This is a genomic window from Ensifer sp. NM-2, from assembly GCF_003024455.1.
GTDB lineage: Bacteria > Pseudomonadota > Alphaproteobacteria > Rhizobiales > Rhizobiaceae > Ensifer > Ensifer canadensis.
This window is the reverse complement of the sequence record NZ_PVZR01000003.1, coordinates 416696-431606: the sequence shown is the minus strand read 5'-3', so window position 1 is coordinate 431606 and position 14911 is coordinate 416696. Positions and strand designations below refer to the sequence as shown.

At 61.9% G+C, this 14911-nt stretch carries 15 protein-coding genes and 1 pseudogene; 8 read left to right on the top strand and 8 right to left on the bottom strand.

What is annotated here, in order from left to right; translation table 11 throughout:
• Positions 1 to 283: 283 nt before the first annotated feature.
• Positions 284 to 758, bottom strand: a pseudogene (locus C6558_RS09475) (winged helix-turn-helix transcriptional regulator).
• Between the two features lie 89 nt (positions 759 to 847).
• On the opposite strand from C6558_RS09475, the gene C6558_RS09470 reads away from it, so the two are divergent.
• Both C6558_RS09470 and C6558_RS09465 read left to right on the top strand, forming a co-directional pair.
• The gene (locus C6558_RS09470) at positions 848 to 1663 is read left to right on the top strand and encodes an oxidoreductase (RefSeq protein ID WP_025427448.1); all 816 of its coding nucleotides are present in this window, start codon (positions 848 to 850) and stop codon (positions 1661 to 1663) included.
• 58 nt (positions 1664 to 1721) lie between these two features.
• Positions 1722 to 2723 (top strand): NADP-dependent oxidoreductase, encoded by a 1002-nt coding sequence (locus tag C6558_RS09465; RefSeq protein WP_025427449.1) that lies wholly within the window; start codon positions 1722 to 1724, stop codon positions 2721 to 2723.
• A 56-nt stretch (positions 2724 to 2779) separates the two neighbouring features.
• On the opposite strand, the gene C6558_RS09460 is transcribed toward C6558_RS09465, so the two are convergent.
• Positions 2780 to 4555, bottom strand: coding sequence for an SLC13 family permease (locus tag C6558_RS09460; RefSeq protein WP_025427450.1), 1776 nt, complete (start codon positions 4553 to 4555; stop codon positions 2780 to 2782).
• A 104-nt stretch (positions 4556 to 4659) separates the two neighbouring features.
• Here C6558_RS09460 and C6558_RS09455 point away from each other — a divergent pair, with 104 nt between their 5' ends.
• Positions 4660 to 4932 carry a hypothetical protein gene (locus tag C6558_RS09455; RefSeq protein WP_025427451.1) on the top strand — a complete coding sequence of 91 codons (273 nt, stop codon included), beginning with the start codon at positions 4660 to 4662 and terminating at the stop codon, positions 4930 to 4932.
• Between the two features lie 379 nt (positions 4933 to 5311).
• Here C6558_RS09455 and C6558_RS09450 read toward each other — a convergent pair whose 3' ends face one another.
• The gene (locus tag C6558_RS09450) at positions 5312 to 6076 is read right to left on the bottom strand and encodes an alpha/beta fold hydrolase (RefSeq protein ID WP_025427452.1); all 765 of its coding nucleotides are present in this window, start codon (positions 6074 to 6076) and stop codon (positions 5312 to 5314) included.
• 154 nt (positions 6077 to 6230) lie between these two features.
• On the opposite strand from C6558_RS09450, the gene C6558_RS09445 reads away from it, so the two are divergent.
• Together C6558_RS09445 and C6558_RS09440 are read left to right on the top strand one after the other, a co-directional pair.
• On the top strand, positions 6231 to 6674 hold the full coding sequence (locus tag C6558_RS09445) for a MarR family winged helix-turn-helix transcriptional regulator (RefSeq protein ID WP_025427453.1): 444 nt from the start codon (positions 6231 to 6233) through the stop codon (positions 6672 to 6674).
• A 249-nt stretch (positions 6675 to 6923) separates the two neighbouring features.
• Positions 6924 to 7217, top strand: a complete 294-nt coding sequence (locus C6558_RS09440) for a hypothetical protein (protein WP_025427454.1) — start codon at positions 6924 to 6926, stop codon at positions 7215 to 7217.
• Positions 7218 to 7274: 57 nt separating this feature from the next.
• Here the strand turns inward: C6558_RS09440 and C6558_RS09435 are convergent, their stop codons facing one another.
• Positions 7275 to 8171 carry a LysR substrate-binding domain-containing protein gene (locus tag C6558_RS09435; protein WP_025427455.1) on the bottom strand — a complete coding sequence of 299 codons (897 nt, stop codon included), beginning with the start codon at positions 8169 to 8171 and terminating at the stop codon, positions 7275 to 7277.
• Between the two features lie 139 nt (positions 8172 to 8310).
• On the opposite strand from C6558_RS09435, the gene C6558_RS09430 reads away from it, so the two are divergent.
• Both C6558_RS09430 and C6558_RS09425 read left to right on the top strand, forming a co-directional pair.
• On the top strand, positions 8311 to 8703 hold the full coding sequence (locus C6558_RS09430) for a RidA family protein (RefSeq protein ID WP_025427456.1): 393 nt from the start codon (positions 8311 to 8313) through the stop codon (positions 8701 to 8703).
• 1 nt (position 8704) lies between these two features.
• Positions 8705 to 9817 (top strand): NADH:flavin oxidoreductase, encoded by a 1113-nt coding sequence (locus C6558_RS09425; RefSeq protein ID WP_057222780.1) that lies wholly within the window; start codon positions 8705 to 8707, stop codon positions 9815 to 9817.
• Positions 9818 to 10117: 300 nt separating this feature from the next.
• Here the strand turns inward: C6558_RS09425 and C6558_RS09420 are convergent, their stop codons facing one another.
• Both C6558_RS09420 and C6558_RS09415 read right to left on the bottom strand, forming a co-directional pair.
• Positions 10118 to 11062 (bottom strand): MBL fold metallo-hydrolase, encoded by a 945-nt coding sequence (locus C6558_RS09420; RefSeq protein ID WP_025427458.1) that lies wholly within the window; start codon positions 11060 to 11062, stop codon positions 10118 to 10120.
• Positions 11063 to 11138: 76 nt separating this feature from the next.
• Positions 11139 to 12146 (bottom strand): alpha/beta fold hydrolase, encoded by a 1008-nt coding sequence (locus C6558_RS09415; protein WP_057206241.1) that lies wholly within the window; start codon positions 12144 to 12146, stop codon positions 11139 to 11141.
• A 118-nt stretch (positions 12147 to 12264) separates the two neighbouring features.
• On the opposite strand from C6558_RS09415, the gene C6558_RS09410 reads away from it, so the two are divergent.
• Positions 12265 to 13296, top strand: coding sequence for a GlxA family transcriptional regulator (locus C6558_RS09410; RefSeq protein ID WP_239637573.1), 1032 nt, complete (start codon positions 12265 to 12267; stop codon positions 13294 to 13296).
• A 52-nt stretch (positions 13297 to 13348) separates the two neighbouring features.
• On the opposite strand, the gene C6558_RS09405 is transcribed toward C6558_RS09410, so the two are convergent.
• Positions 13349 to 14278, bottom strand: a complete 930-nt coding sequence (locus tag C6558_RS09405) for a sterol desaturase family protein (RefSeq protein ID WP_038576195.1) — start codon at positions 14276 to 14278, stop codon at positions 13349 to 13351.
• A gap of 68 nt (positions 14279 to 14346) precedes the next feature.
• Positions 14347 to 14646: a hypothetical protein gene (locus C6558_RS39880; RefSeq protein ID WP_156407972.1), complete on the bottom strand. Its 300-nt coding sequence runs from the start codon at positions 14644 to 14646 to the stop codon at positions 14347 to 14349.
• Positions 14647 to 14911 lie beyond the last annotated feature (265 nt).

Genomic DNA, 14911 nt, shown 5'->3' with positions numbered 1-14911 from the left:
GGGCCGTCATTGTTCCAGCAGCTTCCGACGTTTACCGCAAAGGTGCGGCATTGGCATATCAACATGCGGCATATTTTCATATTCATCTGTTATGTAATATCATAATACAACACAAGCTAACGAATGATGCCTGCGACGCACATTGGCAGAGCACTTCTCACGCCATCAGGACGATCGATCGCGACTGTCAACCGGACCTATTAATCTGGCATCAGCGTTTGCCGGCGACGGTCATAAGACATTGCTCGACCAACGGACCGGCAACTCTGTGCTGGAAGCGATTTCAAGAGGCGTTGTCAGGCGATACTTCATCTGCCTGGGGTGCCTCATTCCGGTGCGGCGATACGAATGGGACGTGTCCCGACTGGAGCGCCGGTCGCCCGGTCGATGGTGACGGGATCGATCTCCGTTCCGGTCTCGGCGTCGAAGAACCGGGTTACCTCGCCCCCGCCGCGATGCTTGCGTCCCCACGCGCCGATGGCAAACAGAACCGGCAGGAAGTCTTGGCCAGCTTCGGTCAGGACATATTCGTCTCGTGGCGGACGATCGGAATAGCGGCGTTTCTCCAGCAGCCCCTCCTCCGTCAGCGCTGAAAGCCGCCCCGTCAGCATCGTCGGCGCGATACCAAGACTTTTGCGGAAATCATCGAAGCGGGTCAGGCCCGCATGGGCATCTCGCATGATCAGCATGCTCCAGGCATCCCCCACAAGCGCAAGGCTCCTGGCGATCAGGCATGGCTGGCTCGACAGATTTCTCATGTTAGTATCTTTTTGATAGTGACTAACTACTAATTTAATAGTAACTGAATGTTCAGCGATATTCCATGATAAAATGAAAGCACAAGCCGATGAGCAAGACAGAACGCGGCATTGCCCTGGTCACGGGCGCTTCCTCAGGCATTGGGTTGGTGACAGCACGAGCGCTGCGGCACGATGGCTACCGTGTCTTCGGTACCAGCCGAAAGCCGATGCCCGATACCCCGGACGGGATCACGATGCTGATCTGCGATGTAACCGATGACGCATCGGTGCAGACAACCGTCGACGAGGTTCTAAGTCGCGCAGGACGGATTGATCTTCTTGTCAACAATGCCGGGATCGGACTGCTCGGCGGCGCTGAGGAATCCACGACGAAACAGGCGAAAGCCGTCTTCGACGTAAACGTGTTCGGCATCATACGCATGACAAATGCGGTGCTGCCCACGATGAGACGGCAGCATCGAGGACGGATCGTCAACCTCAGCTCCATACTCGGGCTGATCCCCGCCCCCTACAATGCGCTCTACGCATCGACCAAACATGCCATCGAAGGCTATTCGGAGTCTCTTGACCACGAAGTGCGAACGCAAGGCATCCGCATCGTGCTTGTCGAGCCCGGCGTAACCCGCACATCCTTCGAAGAGAACATCACGCGACCGGACCGCCCGCTTGCCGTTTACGACACGGTTCGCGCCGACGCGGAGAGGCTGATGCGCGACATCGTCGCGAAGGGCGATGCACCCGAGGTGGTCGCCGAAGCCGTCGTAAGGGCCGCCAATGCGGCATCGCCCAAACGACGCTACACCGCCGGAAAAGCTGCAGGACAAGTCCGTTTCATGCGTCGCTTCCTGCCCGAGTCCATCGTCGACAAGAACCTTCGGAAGTTCAGCAGACTTCCCGATTGAGCTGTCGCCGCCGCACTGCTGGCGCTGCCGGCTCACCATAGAAACGAAAGTTAGTCTGATGAAATCATTCCTGATCGATCGCTATCTGAAAGGCGGCGCTCTCCGGCTCGGCGAAGGCCCACAGCCGGAGTTGCGTGAGAACGATGTCATGGTTGAGATTCATGCCGCCGGCGTGAACCCCTTGGACAATAAGATCAGGGACGGAGAGTTCAAGGTCATCCTTCCCTACCGCCTTCCACTGGTGCTGGGCAACGATGTAGCGGGCGTGGTGGTCAGGGTCGGGGCCAATGTCCGGCGATTTAAGCCTGGTGACGAGGTCTATGCACGCCCGGCCCAGGATCGCATCGGGACATTTGCAGAGTACATCGCCATGGACGAGGCCGATGTAGCGATGAAGCCGAACAATCTGAGTATGAACGAGGCCGCATCCATTCCGCTTGTTGCCCTGACAGCATGGCAGGTGCTTGTCGAGCGGGCCAACTTGCAAAAGGGACAGAAGGTCCTGATCCATGCCGGCTCCGGTGGTGTGGGCGCGATCGCGATCCAGCTTGCCAAGCATCTTGGGGCATATGTGGCGACGACCACGAGCACACCAAATATCGCTCTTGTGAAAAGTCTCGGCGCAGACGTCGTCGTCGACTACAAGAAGGATGACTTCGAGAAAGTGCTGCAGGGCTATGACGTCGTGCTGAACAGCCTAGGGAGGGAAACGCTGGAGAAATCCCTTGCTGTTCTGAAGCCGGGCGGGAAGCTGATTTCGATTTCCGGTCCGCCCGATCCGGACTTCGCGCGGCAGAACGGTTCTGGCTGGCTGCTTCAACAGGTCATGCGCCTGCTGAGTTTCGGCATCAGGAGAAAATCGAAGCGCCGAAGGATCAGCTACTCCTTCCACTTCATGACGGCCAACGGTGGGCAGCTTGGTCAGATCACCTCCCTGATCGACACAGGTGCCATACGACCGGTAGTGGATCGGGTCTTCCCGTTCGAGAGGACCAACGAGGCGCTGGACTATGTCGAAACGGGGCGTGCCAAGGGGAAAGTCGTCGTCGCTGTGAAGTGACGTCTGGGGTCCGGTCCGATTGCCGTTAGAGGAAGCAACTACCTTTAGGAAGGCGATTAGCGCAGCGGCCAGACGGCGATCAGCGCCGGCACACTGACGATGACAATCACCACCGAAAGCGGCAGGCCGAGGCGCGGATAGTCGCTGAACTTGTAGCCGCCCGGGCCCATGACCAGCGTGTTGCACTGGTGGCCGATCGGGGTCAGGAAATCGCAGCCTGCGCCAATGGCAACCGCCATCAGGAAGGCTTCGGGGCGGTAGCCAAGCGTGGTCGCGAAACTGGCGGCGATCGGCGCCATGACCAGGACGGTCGCGGCATTGTTGAGGAACGGCGTCACTGCCATGGCGGCGAGCAGGATCAGCGTCAGCGCCCCGGCCGGCGGCAGGCCCGCGGCAATCGTGCCGAGCCAGCTGGCGATCACGTCGGTGCCCCCTGTCGTGCGCAGCGAATCGCTGACCGGGATCAGCGCTGCCAGCATCACCAAAATCGGCCCGTCGACCGACCGGTAGACGTCGCGCAGCGGAATGATGCGGAAGATCACCATGGCAAGGGCCGCGGCGAAGAAGGCGATCGGGATCGGCACGAGGCCGACGGCCGTCGAGCCCATGGCGGCGGCAAGAACGAGGAGCGGCAGCGTCGCCTTGCGGATGGTGCCAAGCAGGATCTCGCGCTGCGCCAGCGGCAGGCAGCCGAAGTCCTGCAGGAACGACGGCAGTTCACGGCGCGCGCCCTGCAGCACGACGATATCGCCGGCCCTTAAGCGAATGTTGCCGAGCCGCTGCTTCAGCCGCTCGCCCTGCCGGCTGACGGCAAGCAGGTTGATGTTGTGGTTGCTGAACAGCGCCAGGCGCTGCGCGGTCATGCCTTCGAGCGGCGAGCCGCCGCCGATCACAGCCTCGACCGCCTCGATCTCCGCGCCGGTCTTTTCGCTGGATGACGGCGAACGGTCGCCGGAGATCTTCAGCTTGGCCTGCGAGACGATACGATCGAGCGCATCCGGCCCGCCTTCGAGCAGCAGGATATCGTCGGCCTCGAGCTTGACGTCAGGCAATGGCGCCACATGCAGGCCGCGCCGGAACATCGCGGTGACGACGGCACCGCCGTCGGCAATCTTGACGAGTTGGCTCAGCGACTTGCCGATCATGGGCGTACCGGCGGCAACCACCGCCTCCGAGGTATAGTCTGTGATCTCGATCGCCGCCTGCACCGAGACATGCTGGCTCGTGCGCTGCGGCACCAGCTTGTAGGCAAACAGCAGGAAGACGACACCGACGGCAGCAAGCGTGGCGCCGACGGGGGTGAAATCGAACATGGTGAAGCTCTCGCCCGTCAACTCCTGGCGCACGCGCGAAACGACGATATTGGGCGAGGTTCCGACCTGGGTCATCAGCCCGCCGATCAGCGAGCCGAAGGCCATCGGCATCAGGAACACCGAGGGCTGGACGCCGGAACGGCGGGCAAACTGGAACGCCACCGGGATCATGATCGCCAGCGCGCCGATATTCTTGATGAAGGCGGAAAGCACCGTGACCGTGATGACCAGCAGCGCAAGCTGCGCCCGGACCGAGGAAATGTTCGGCAGAAACCGCTGGATCGCCGCATCCACGACACCGGAGCGCGCCACCCCGGCGCTGACGATAAGGGCGCTACCGACGATGATGACGATATCGTCGCTGAAACCATCAAAGGCGTGATCGAAAGGCACGATGCCAACGGCGACCGAAAGCATCAGGGCGGAACAGGCAATCACGTCATATCGAAACCGCCCCCAGATGAAGAATGCCATCATGGCGCCGATGACTATAAACGCGAGGGACTGTTCGGCGGTCATGCAATACCTGGGTTCGGCAGAAGGACTGGGCGACAGCAGAGCGCGCGACAGGCGCTTGGGGCCTGACGCACAATCCGACGGGAAGTTCACCCAAGGACTACCGCATGTTTCGCCAAATCGGAATTCGCCGCAGCGACAAATCTGGGTATGAGCGCGAAACGCATCGGGTTGGCGCGGCGAACTCGCAACCTGCCCTCTTCCCACAGCTGACGGTGGAAGGCTTGTACCAATGGGCCAGCGTGGCCATCAACGGCGAAGCTGTGGGCAAGCTGCATGTTGCCGCCGGGCCGTTCGGAAGACGGAAGGTCCTGCCCAGCAAACACGGCCGGGAGATCCCTCTCCCGCCCCTCAGACTGATGACAAAGTCATCCATATGACCTGTTCGACATTCGGGCGCCTTCACGGCGCTCAAAGCACCCTCATTCCTGTGCCCGTCACAGGAATCCAGTCAGCCCAAGTCCTTGGGCTGAAAGGTCTTTCGACCTGACAGACGTCAGCTCGCTGGATTCCGGCACAGGGCCGGAATGAGGGAGAACTGGGTGAGCCTCCCGTTAGACAGGATTCTCTGGGGTATGTCGGCAATCTAGAGCATGTCGTGCAAAAGTGCGCAGCGGCTTTGTGATGACGACATGCGCAAAAACAAGAGCTTAAAGGGCAGCAAGCGAATCCTGGAGATCGCGACGCGCTTTAGAGCCGGGAGATCCCTCTCCCGGCCCTGTGTTGGTCGATTGTTGCTGTGTCGTTCGTCGCCGACGATCAGTTGGCGGTTTCCGCCGCCTTCTCGATGAGATCGGCGACCGCCTTCGGATTGGAGACATAGACGGCGTGGCTGCCGGGCACTTCGACGACGGTTGAGCCGGCGCGTTTGGCCATCATCTGCTGGGCAGCCGGCGGGATCATGCGATCTTCACCCGCAACCAGATAGTAGCTCGGCTTGGTCTTCCAAGCAGGCTCGGTGACGGCGCCGGCCAGCGCTTCGACGCCCCACGGAACCTGGGAGTCTGCCATGAAGGCGGCCGTCTCGGCATCGACGTCAGCAGCAAACGATGCGGCGAACTTTGCCTTGTCGAGGAACAGGAAGCCATCGACCGGCGGCAGGATTGGCGGCACCGGCGCGCCGGCCGGCGGGTTGGCAATCAAGGACGAGACCGACTCGCCCTTATCCGGGGCGAACGCGGCGATGTAGACGACCGACTGCACCTTCTCATGGGTGCCGGCTTCGCTGATGACGACGCCGCCATAGGAATGCCCGACCAGCACCACCGATCCATCAGCCTTGTCGATCGCCTGCCTTGTGGCAGCGACGTCGGCGGCAAGCGAGGTCGTCGGGTTCTGGACGATGCTGACGGTGTAGCCGTCCTTCTTCAGGATGTCGTAGACACCCTTCCAGCCGGCGCCATCGACGAAACCGCCATGGACGAGAACGACGTTCTTTGCGCCTGCATCAGCGGCAAACGCGGTGGTGCCGGTGGCGGCCAGGGTGAGCGAGGCGGCGGCGGCAAGCAGAGATGTCTTCAACATTTGCGCAACTCCTTAATTTGTTAGCGCGATAGTTGTTATCGCGGTAATCATTAGATATGCCTTACGCGATCACCTGTCCAGCATTTTATTATCGCAATAATGGTTTTCGTGCTAAGCTCATGAAAAGCCACGGACTTAAATATTGGAGACGACCATGACCGAACCCGCACCGCTTCCGCTCGACAGCCAGCTCTGCTTCTCGATCTACTCGGCAGCGATCGCCATCAATCGCGCCTACAAGCCGATGCTGGACGCGCTCGGCGTCACCTACACGCAGTATCTGGCCGTCAGTACACTGTGGGAACAGGACGGCTTGAGCATATCGGCGATTGCCGATCGGCTCGGCCTGGAACCGAGCACCATCACCCCGGCAGTCAAGCGGCTCGAGGCGGCCGGTTTCCTTTCAAGACGCAGAAGCACCGTCGACGAACGGCTGGTCGAGGTTTTCCTGACAGAGAAGGGCAAGGAGCTTCACCCCAAGACCGCATGCCTCACCGACACGCTGCTGCGTCGTTCCGGATTTACCGTGCCCGAGATGATCGATCTCAACGAAAAGGTCCAGATGCTGCGCGACGGCCTCACCCGCGAAGAAGCGTAGAAACATGCAGCAATTCAAAGTGCTACAGCGAGCTTTGCGCGTCTAATGAGACACGCGGCCACCGAGGGTCCTGTCGCCATCGGCAATCGCCGCACGGAAACTTGGAAATTTCCGTTGAAGCGCTACACTTTAGAGAAAGGTGCTGGATTATCGCCCGCAGGCGCCAAAGTAAGTCGTAACGCCCTGGAAGTTGCGCATGGCGTCGGGCAGAACTCCGATCCGCCTTCTGCATAGTCGAGGACCATCGATATGAAACATGCTCTTGCCGCCCTTTCCGTCGTCCTCCTTCTCAGTGGTTGCACCACTGGTGTTCAGACCTACGGCTACTCGCCGAACCTTCAGCCGATCCCCGGCAGCATCACCTATGGCGGCCAGCCTCGCACCAAGTTGAAGAAGGCGCCGGTCGGCAGTATCGTGCCGCACCAGTTCTTCGACCAATTCGGCCGTCAGGTCTTTGAGACCTACGTGATCGAACCGGATCGCTCGCTGCGCCTCGTCAGCCGCCGCTGGAGGAGCCTCGACGTCTTCGGTGACTTCGACTGATTGCGGGGCCTACCTTGCGGCAATTGAGCTTGCCGAGGCGATCGGCTGCCTCGCCTCTTACTGGCTTCCGCCGTTGAACTGCTGCAGTACCCAATCCCTCAGCACCTGCGTTGCCGGCCGCTCGGCAGCCCGCGGACTATAGACCAGATCGTAGCGGTAGCTTTCGAGCGACAGTGCAAACGGCTGGACGAGTATGCCGGAGGCAAGTTCCTCGGCAACCAGGGTCAGGCTCAAGAGACCGATGCCCTGCCCGGCCACGACCGATTGCACCGCATGGATCTCGTCGGTGAAGGAGAGGCCGCCAGCCGGGTCGATATCGGTGACGCCTGCGTGCCTCAGCCATTGCCGCCAGACCGGCGCCCGCTCGTCGTCGCGCCGCGCCGGCCCCCAATCGAAGTGAATGAGTGTCGCCTCTCGCAGCGCATCGAGGGACATCGGCGCCAACCGCGGCGCACAGACCGGCGCGAAACGATCGGCGAAAAGCGGCTCGGAAAGCAGGCCGGGATACTGCCCGTCGCCATAGCGGATGGCCGCGTCGGCATCGGCATCCAGATCCACCGTCCTGTTCGAGGCGTCGAGGCGCAGGTTCCAGTCCGGATGAGCGTCGCGAAAGCTGCCGGCGAGCGGTGCCAGCCGCTTGGCGACGAAGGCGACGGTTGAGGTGAGCCGCGCCACCTTGGTGTCACGGCTGCGGCGCAGTTCGCCGATCGCCTGCTCGAAGCGGTCGAGCCCATCGCGTAGCACCGGAAACAGCGTCTGCCCAGCCGGCGTCAGCCGCACCTGGCGCGTGCCGCGCTCGAACAGCTTCAGCTCCAGCAGATCTTCAAGCTGGCGGATCTGATGGCTGACGGCCGTCGCCGACACGTTCAGCTCGTCGGCCGCCTGCTTGAAGCTCAAGCGGCGGGCGGCCGCTTCGAAAACCCGCAATGCGCCGAGCGGCGGCAATTTTCTCATGACGGCAACAAATGACTTGAATTCATCTGTCGGCTGAAAAATGGTCTTTTGTCAGCCGGGCGAAGCCTCATCATATTGAGTTCAGCAGCCAAGGCAACGCCGCCAAGCTGAGTTGAACTCAAGCATAGAGGGATTCCCCGTGTTTCTCGAACAGGTCATCACCAAGCCCGATCCTTACGCGCCATTCCTGCTTTCGCAGGCGATCAAGGCCAACGGTTTCGTCTTCGTCTCCGGCCAGGCCGCAATCGGCGACGATGGCGAAATCGTCGGTGAGAACGATTTCGACCGTCAGGCCGAGCAGGCCTTCCGCAATCTCGACCGCGTCCTGACTGCTGCCGGCTCCAGCCTTTCCAAGGTCGTGAAGGTAACGATCTTCCTGCGCTCGATGGAAAACTTCGGGAAGATCGTCGAGCTGCGCCGCAAATGGTTCTCGGCACCCTATCCCGCCGACAGCATCATCGAGGTCTCCTCGCTCTATTCGCCGAAGGCGATGATCGAGATCGAGGCGATTGCGCTGACCGAGGATCGTTGAGATGAACGCGCACAGCACGGTCGCCTCGCCGATCCTGACCGGAACGACGCTCAAAGGGCTGGCCTTCGGCAACCGGCTTTCCGTCGCGCCGATGACCCGCATCAGCGCCACTGCCGAGGGCGTACCGACCGAAAGGATGGCGCACTACTACCGGCGCTTCGCAAAGGGCGGCTTCAGCCTCCTGACAACTGAAGGCATCTATCCCGACAAGGCCTATGCGCAAACCTATAGGGACCAACCGGGACTTGCCGACCGGAAACAGGCGGAAGGCTGGAAGGCGGTCGTCGATGCGGTGCACGCCGCGGGCGGCCGCATCTTTGCCCAGCTTATGCATGGCGGTGCGCTCGCCCAGGGCAATCGCTTCCGCAGCGACACAGTCGGACCCTCGGCACTGCAGCCGAGAGGCAAACAGATGGTCTCCTACCACGGTGAGGGTCTCTATGCCGAGCCGCGGGAGATGGATGGGATGGAGATTGCCGAAGCGATATCAGGCTTTGCGCAAGCCGCCAGGCTTTCCATCGATGTCGCCGGTTTCGACGGCATCGAGATCCATGGCGCCAACGGCTATCTGCTCGACCAGTTCTTCACCGATTACACCAACCGGCGGCAGGATCGCTGGGGCGGCGACATCGGCAAGCGGTTGGGCCTGAGCCTCGCAGTGCTGGACGCGGTTCGCAGCGCCGTCGGCGATAAGGTGCCCGTCGGCATCCGCCTGTCCCAGGGCAAGGTCAACGACCCCTTACATAAATGGGCGGAGGGCGAAGAAGGTGCTGCCATCGTTTTCAAGGCGCTGGCCACCAGTCCCGCCGACTTCGTACACGTGACTGAGTTCGAAGCCTGGCAACCGGCCTTTGCTTCCGGCGGCAGATCGCTGGTCTCCCTTGCCCGCCAGCATGCGCCCGATCTGTTCGTCATTGCCAATGGCGGTCTGCACGATATCGCCCGCGCCGAGCAGGTGCTGCAGGCCGGCGCCGATATGATCGCGCTCGGTCGCGGCGCGCTCGCCAATCCCGATTGGCCGCGCATCGCCACTGAGAAGCGCGAGGCCCGCCCGCTGAAGCTGGAAATGCTGTCGCCGATCAGCGACATCAAGGACAGCGAGCTTCAGCTTTGAGCCAAGAGAGGCGGCGCCACAACAAGGCGCCGCCCTGGCCTGACAGCTGACAGGCCTGCTTTGAGCGTAGGAACATCCCCAGTCCCTCATTCCGGCCTTGTGCCGGAATCCAGCGACCCGACGTCTGTCGAGTCAAAAGACCCTTCAGCCCAAAGACTTGGGCTGGTCCCGCAGTTCCTACGGAACTGCGCGAGATCTCTGTGACAAGCACAGAGATGAGGACGGTTTAGGCATTGCCATGGCAAGAACCCCTGATCCAACGTTGGCCATTGCGCCTGGTGGCGACAGCGGCCTCGCCCCCTACGCGCCCGCGACGAAGCGATACGCGGCACCGTTCCGTTCGGCCCGCCCGATGCCGGGATAGCCCCAGTGGTAGCCGAGCAGCGTCAGCTTTTCCGTTGCTGCCCGGTCGATCAGCGTCTTGCGGGTTTTCAGCGCCTGCTCCGGATCGGTATCGAAACCGAAGTGCCAGTCCGGGTGCTCGAAGAAGACAATATTGCTGGTTGCCGCATCGCCTGAGATGACGAGCCCGTTGTCGCCGGCAAGTTCCAGCGAGATATGGCCCGGCGTGTGGCCGCGCGTGTCGAGCACCTGCATGCCGGTCACGATCTCGTCGCCCGGCTTGACCAGCGTCAGGCGCTCCTTGACCGCGAAAAGATCGCGCTGCGCACCGCGGGCAAAGCCGTGCAGCGCCTTCGGCATGACCTTCTCGTAGTCGGGGTTCGTCCAGAATGCCCATTCGCGCTCCGAGACGAAATATTGCGCATTCGGAAAGGTGAGCTTGCCGTCTGCCCCGACCGTGCCGCCGGCATGATCCGGGTGGGCATGGGTAAAGACCACCTTGGTCACATCCGCCGGATTAATACCTGCAGTCGCCAGATTGGCCGCAAGCTTGCCGGCACTCGCCTGGAAATTGCCGCCCGATCCGTTGTCGACGACGATCAGGTCCCTGCCGGTGCGGATGAACGGGATGTTGGTGTGGAAGGGTGCGCCCTCAGGCGTGCCGCCGAGCCGGCGCATGATTCCGTCGCGCTCCTCCGGCGCCGCATCCGGTAGCACGATGCTGACCGGCAGCGTCAGGAAGCCGTCGCTGACGACGGCGATATCGAAAGCCCCATGGGTGAAGCGGTGGGTGTCTGCGGCGTAAACGCCCTTCGGCAGCAGCGGCAATACAGCGCCCGCTACGGAGCCGGCGAGAAAGGAACGGCGGTTGAGGCCGGAGGTTTTGTCGTCTGTGCAGGTCATGGATCGGTTCCTTCTGTTTTGAGCGAGAGCAACCGGCCGGCAGCGCGTTTCCGCGGCACCGGCCGGGGGCCGAGGGTCAAGACCGTGCAAATTCGAGCAGGTCAGCGTTGAGCTGGTCCTTGTGGGTGTCGGTGATGCCGTGCGGCGCGCCGGGATAAACCTTCAGGGTGGCGCTCGGCACCAGCTGCTTCGAAGCGCGGGCGGCCGCATCGATCGGCACGATCTGGTCGTCGTCGCCATGGATGATCAGCGTCGGCACGTCGAACTTCTTCAGGTCCTCGGTAAAGTCGGTCTGCGAGAAGGCGACGATCGAGTCATAGGTGTTCTTGTGCCCGCCCATCATGCCCTGCAGCCAGAAGCTGTCGATCATGCCCTGCGAAGCCACGGCACCCGGCCGGTTGAAGCCGAAGAACGGACCCGAGGCGATATCGCGATAGAGCTTGGAGCGATCCTTCAGGCTTGCCGCCTGCAACCCGTCGAACACCTCCTTCGGCAGCCCTCCGGGATTGCTGTCGGTCTTGACCATCAGCGGCGGTACCGCCGAGATCAATCCGGCCTTGGCGATACGGCTTGTTCCGTGACGGCCGATATAGCGGGTGATTTCGCCACCGCCGGTGGAGAACCCGGCGAGGAATATGTCCTTCAGATCAAGCGCATTGATCAGGTCGGCAAGATCGTCGGCATAGTGATCCATGTCGTTGCCGTCCCAGGGCTGAGAGGAGCGGCCATGGCCGCGCCGGTCATGGGTGATGACGCGGAAGCCGTTACTGGCGAGGTGGAAGGCCTGCGCCTCCCAGCTGTCCGATGACAATGGCCAGCCGTGGCTGAGCACGACCACCGGGCTCTCCTTTGAGCCCCAGTCCTTGTAGTAGATCTCGACGCCATCGCGGGTGATGATGCGGCTGCCCATGGTCGTTACTCCCAATGTGTCGGATGTGGTGCTTGATGCGGTTTCGGCTTTCGCCGGGCGAATGACGGCTGGAACGGCGGCGGCTGTGGCCGCGGCGCCAAAGGCAGCCGAAAGAACTGTGCGGCGCGAAAGGCCAGTGGAGACTGCTGTGGAAACTGCTTCTGCTTCAATCATTGTCCTGCCCTCTTCCATCTCGGTTGACCGGCGATCTCCGTTCCGGAGCGCTGGTTGAATTGATAGAATGACCGGCCTACCCTCTCGACCGGCAAAGCTGACAACGATGGGGGCAGAAGTGACAAAACCACTCGAAAGCGAACCGGCGGAGATCGGCATCGTCGTTTATCCGCGCGCGCTGAAGTCGGCGGTCCATGGGCTGACCGACATGTTCCAGGTGGCCGGCATGCAGGCGACAGAACAGGGCGGCGCACGCGCACCTCGCATCCGCGTCAGCCACTGGCAGCTTCAGGAGGATGGCTCGGTCGAAAAGACGCTCGACACCCACCCCGGCCCCTCCTCGGGTCTCGTCGCGCTGATCCTGCCGCCGACGCTGGCGGAGCTGCCCGTAGGCGGGCGCATGGGCCAGCTGCCCGCCTTCGTGCGCGAGCAGCATGCCGGTGGCACCACTGTCTGCTCGGTCTGCGGCGGCGCCTATCTGCTGGCGGAATCCGGGCTCGCCGCAGGTCGCACGATCACCACCCATTGGTCGCACCAGGACCTGATCGCCGATCGCTACCGCGATGTCCGTGTCGATACCGACAAGCTATTGATCGACGAAGGCGATATCATCACTGCCGGTGGCATGATGGCCTGGATCGATCTGGGGCTGAAACTCGTCGACCGGTTCCTTGGAACCAATGTGATGCTGGCAACCGCCCGCTTCATGATCATCGATCCCGGTGCCCGCGAACAGAGCTACTACAGCGTCTTTGCGCCCAAGCTCGACCACGGCGACAGCACGATCCTGAAAATCCAGCACTGGCTGCACGGCGCCAACACCAAGGGCGTGACGCTGCAGATGATGGCTGAGCGCGCCGGGCTCGGCGACCGCACTTTTCTCCGGCGCTTCCAGAAGGCGACCGGCTTCAACCCGACGGAATATTGCCAGCGGTTGAGGATCGCCAAATCACGCGACCTGCTCGAGCGCTCGCACCTGTCGATCGAGCAGGTTGCCTGGCAGAGCGGCTACGACGACACCAACGCCTACCGCAAGATCTTCCGCAAGATCCTCGGCCTGTCGCCGCGGGAGTACCGGTTGCGCTTCTCGGTGTCGGACGGCACGCGACGGCCGGCCATGGCAGGACTTGCAGCCGCCGCGCCCGCCTGATCTGCACGGCGTCGACGCCGGCATGTTTCGCCAACACGTTTTCCGGGCGCCGTTAATCGCCGCTCGGCTTTCGCCCCAAGATCTGGCGCGCGCCGCTCTTTGAAAAAGGCTGCACCAGCTGGCCGACAAAGCTGCGCGACACCTTGCCGGTGATGCCGATGTCGGTGGAGGATGGCCGGTCGGGATTGAAGTAGGTGCCGAACAGCTGGTCCCAAAGCACGATGTTTTCGCCGTAGTTGCTGTTGCCCTCGGCCATGTCCTTCGAATGGTGCCAGCGGTGAAGCCGTGGCGTCGAGAAGACCCAGTCAAGCGGGCCGGTGCGCATCTGGACATTGCAATGGGTCAGAAGGCCGGTAAAGGCGGTGACGGCACCGATCCAGAGGAAGACCTGCAGCGGCGCCCCGAGCAGATAGAGCGGCAGCTGGCTGAGGCCCACCTTCAGCAGGGAATCGACGACGTGAAAGCGGCCGGTGTTCAGCACCCAAAGCCGCGTGACACTGTGATGCAGCGCGTGGAAGCGCCAGAGCCCAAGCCGCTCATGCGCCAGGCGGTGAGCGGCATAGAGCCCGAACTCGGCAACGACCAGCCCGAGCACGACCTGGGCGAACATCGACCAATGTGCCGGCCAGATATGCGGCTGCGACCCGAAGAACGGCTGCGCGAAAATGGCGACCAGTAATGGAAAGGATGCACCGAACGCCGCCGCGATCTGCACGATCCCCTTCGTCAACATCGTATGGCCGAGATTGTTGAGCGTCTCGCCATCCGGAGCAAGCCAGGTCGGCTCATAGGGCATGATGCGCTCGAACAGCGCGATGATCGCCACCACCGAGAGGTAGACGACGTTGAACCAGGGCACCGGCGAGGATGTGGCAAAAGCCAATCCGGCTGCGGCCAGTCCGCCGAAATAAAGCGCCGGCCACAACAGGATGGAGACCAAGTATCGTAGCGGCGATGAAGAGCTAGCTTGATGAAAGACCATTATTTTTCGACCACTTTTCAGAAAATCGGAGGGATGCAATACGGCAGGGGGTTATCTCAGGAAATGTTCTAATCCTCGTCCTGCGGATGGTATCGCTCCATCAGCTCGTCGCAGGTATGCGCATGGCCATCGCTGAAACGTCCGTCGGTGCAGATCCGCCGGCGACGCTCGGCCCAACTCAATCCCTCCCGGTGCTTTCGCCAGCCGGGGTCGCCGCCGTCGTCAAGCCAGCGGCGAAGCTCCGCGCAGCTGCGCGGCCGGCCGTCACTGAAACGCCCGTCGCGGCAGGGATCCGGGCGATACTGAACGAACTGTCGCTCGAGTGCAAAGCGATCGTCGCCGCTCGCTTCGAGGCGGCTGTGTTCCATCTGGGATGACGCCCCGAGCAGGTGACATGCCAGCAGACCGATCCTGAGAAAACACATGGGATGACGCCAATCCTCATCGTTGGAGCATTGGCGGCAAACTCTACTGATTTCATTACACCAGCATTGCACTGATCCGGGGGCCGATTTCGCCCGTGCCTGCCTGGCCGTCGGCCCGGCCTGCCCCTTCTAGCATCGGCATTGCCGATCAGGCGCGGGTGATCACTACTGCATGTTTCCTCAAATCCTATTTGATTTAAGGATAAAA

Coding starts and splice junctions, on each gene's coding strand:
- C6558_RS09470 (WP_025427448.1), top strand. CDS start 848: ATGAGCAAGACAGAACGCGGCATTGCCCTGGTCACGGGCGCTTCCTCA.
- C6558_RS09465 (WP_025427449.1), top strand. CDS start 1,722: ATGAAATCATTCCTGATCGATCGCTATCTGAAAGGCGGCGCTCTCCGG.
- C6558_RS09460 (WP_025427450.1), bottom strand. CDS start 4,555: ATGACCGCCGAACAGTCCCTCGCGTTTATAGTCATCGGCGCCATGATG.
- C6558_RS09455 (WP_025427451.1), top strand. CDS start 4,660: ATGTTTCGCCAAATCGGAATTCGCCGCAGCGACAAATCTGGGTATGAG.
- C6558_RS09450 (WP_025427452.1), bottom strand. CDS start 6,076: ATGTTGAAGACATCTCTGCTTGCCGCCGCCGCCTCGCTCACCCTGGCC.
- C6558_RS09445 (WP_025427453.1), top strand. CDS start 6,231: ATGACCGAACCCGCACCGCTTCCGCTCGACAGCCAGCTCTGCTTCTCG.
- C6558_RS09440 (WP_025427454.1), top strand. CDS start 6,924: ATGAAACATGCTCTTGCCGCCCTTTCCGTCGTCCTCCTTCTCAGTGGT.
- C6558_RS09435 (WP_025427455.1), bottom strand. CDS start 8,171: ATGAGAAAATTGCCGCCGCTCGGCGCATTGCGGGTTTTCGAAGCGGCC.
- C6558_RS09425 (WP_057222780.1), top strand. CDS start 8,705: ATGAACGCGCACAGCACGGTCGCCTCGCCGATCCTGACCGGAACGACG.
- C6558_RS09420 (WP_025427458.1), bottom strand. CDS start 11,062: ATGACCTGCACAGACGACAAAACCTCCGGCCTCAACCGCCGTTCCTTT.
- C6558_RS09415 (WP_057206241.1), bottom strand. CDS start 12,146: ATGATTGAAGCAGAAGCAGTTTCCACAGCAGTCTCCACTGGCCTTTCG.
- C6558_RS09405 (WP_038576195.1), bottom strand. CDS start 14,278: ATGGTCTTTCATCAAGCTAGCTCTTCATCGCCGCTACGATACTTGGTC.
- C6558_RS39880 (WP_156407972.1), bottom strand. CDS start 14,646: ATGGAACACAGCCGCCTCGAAGCGAGCGGCGACGATCGCTTTGCACTC.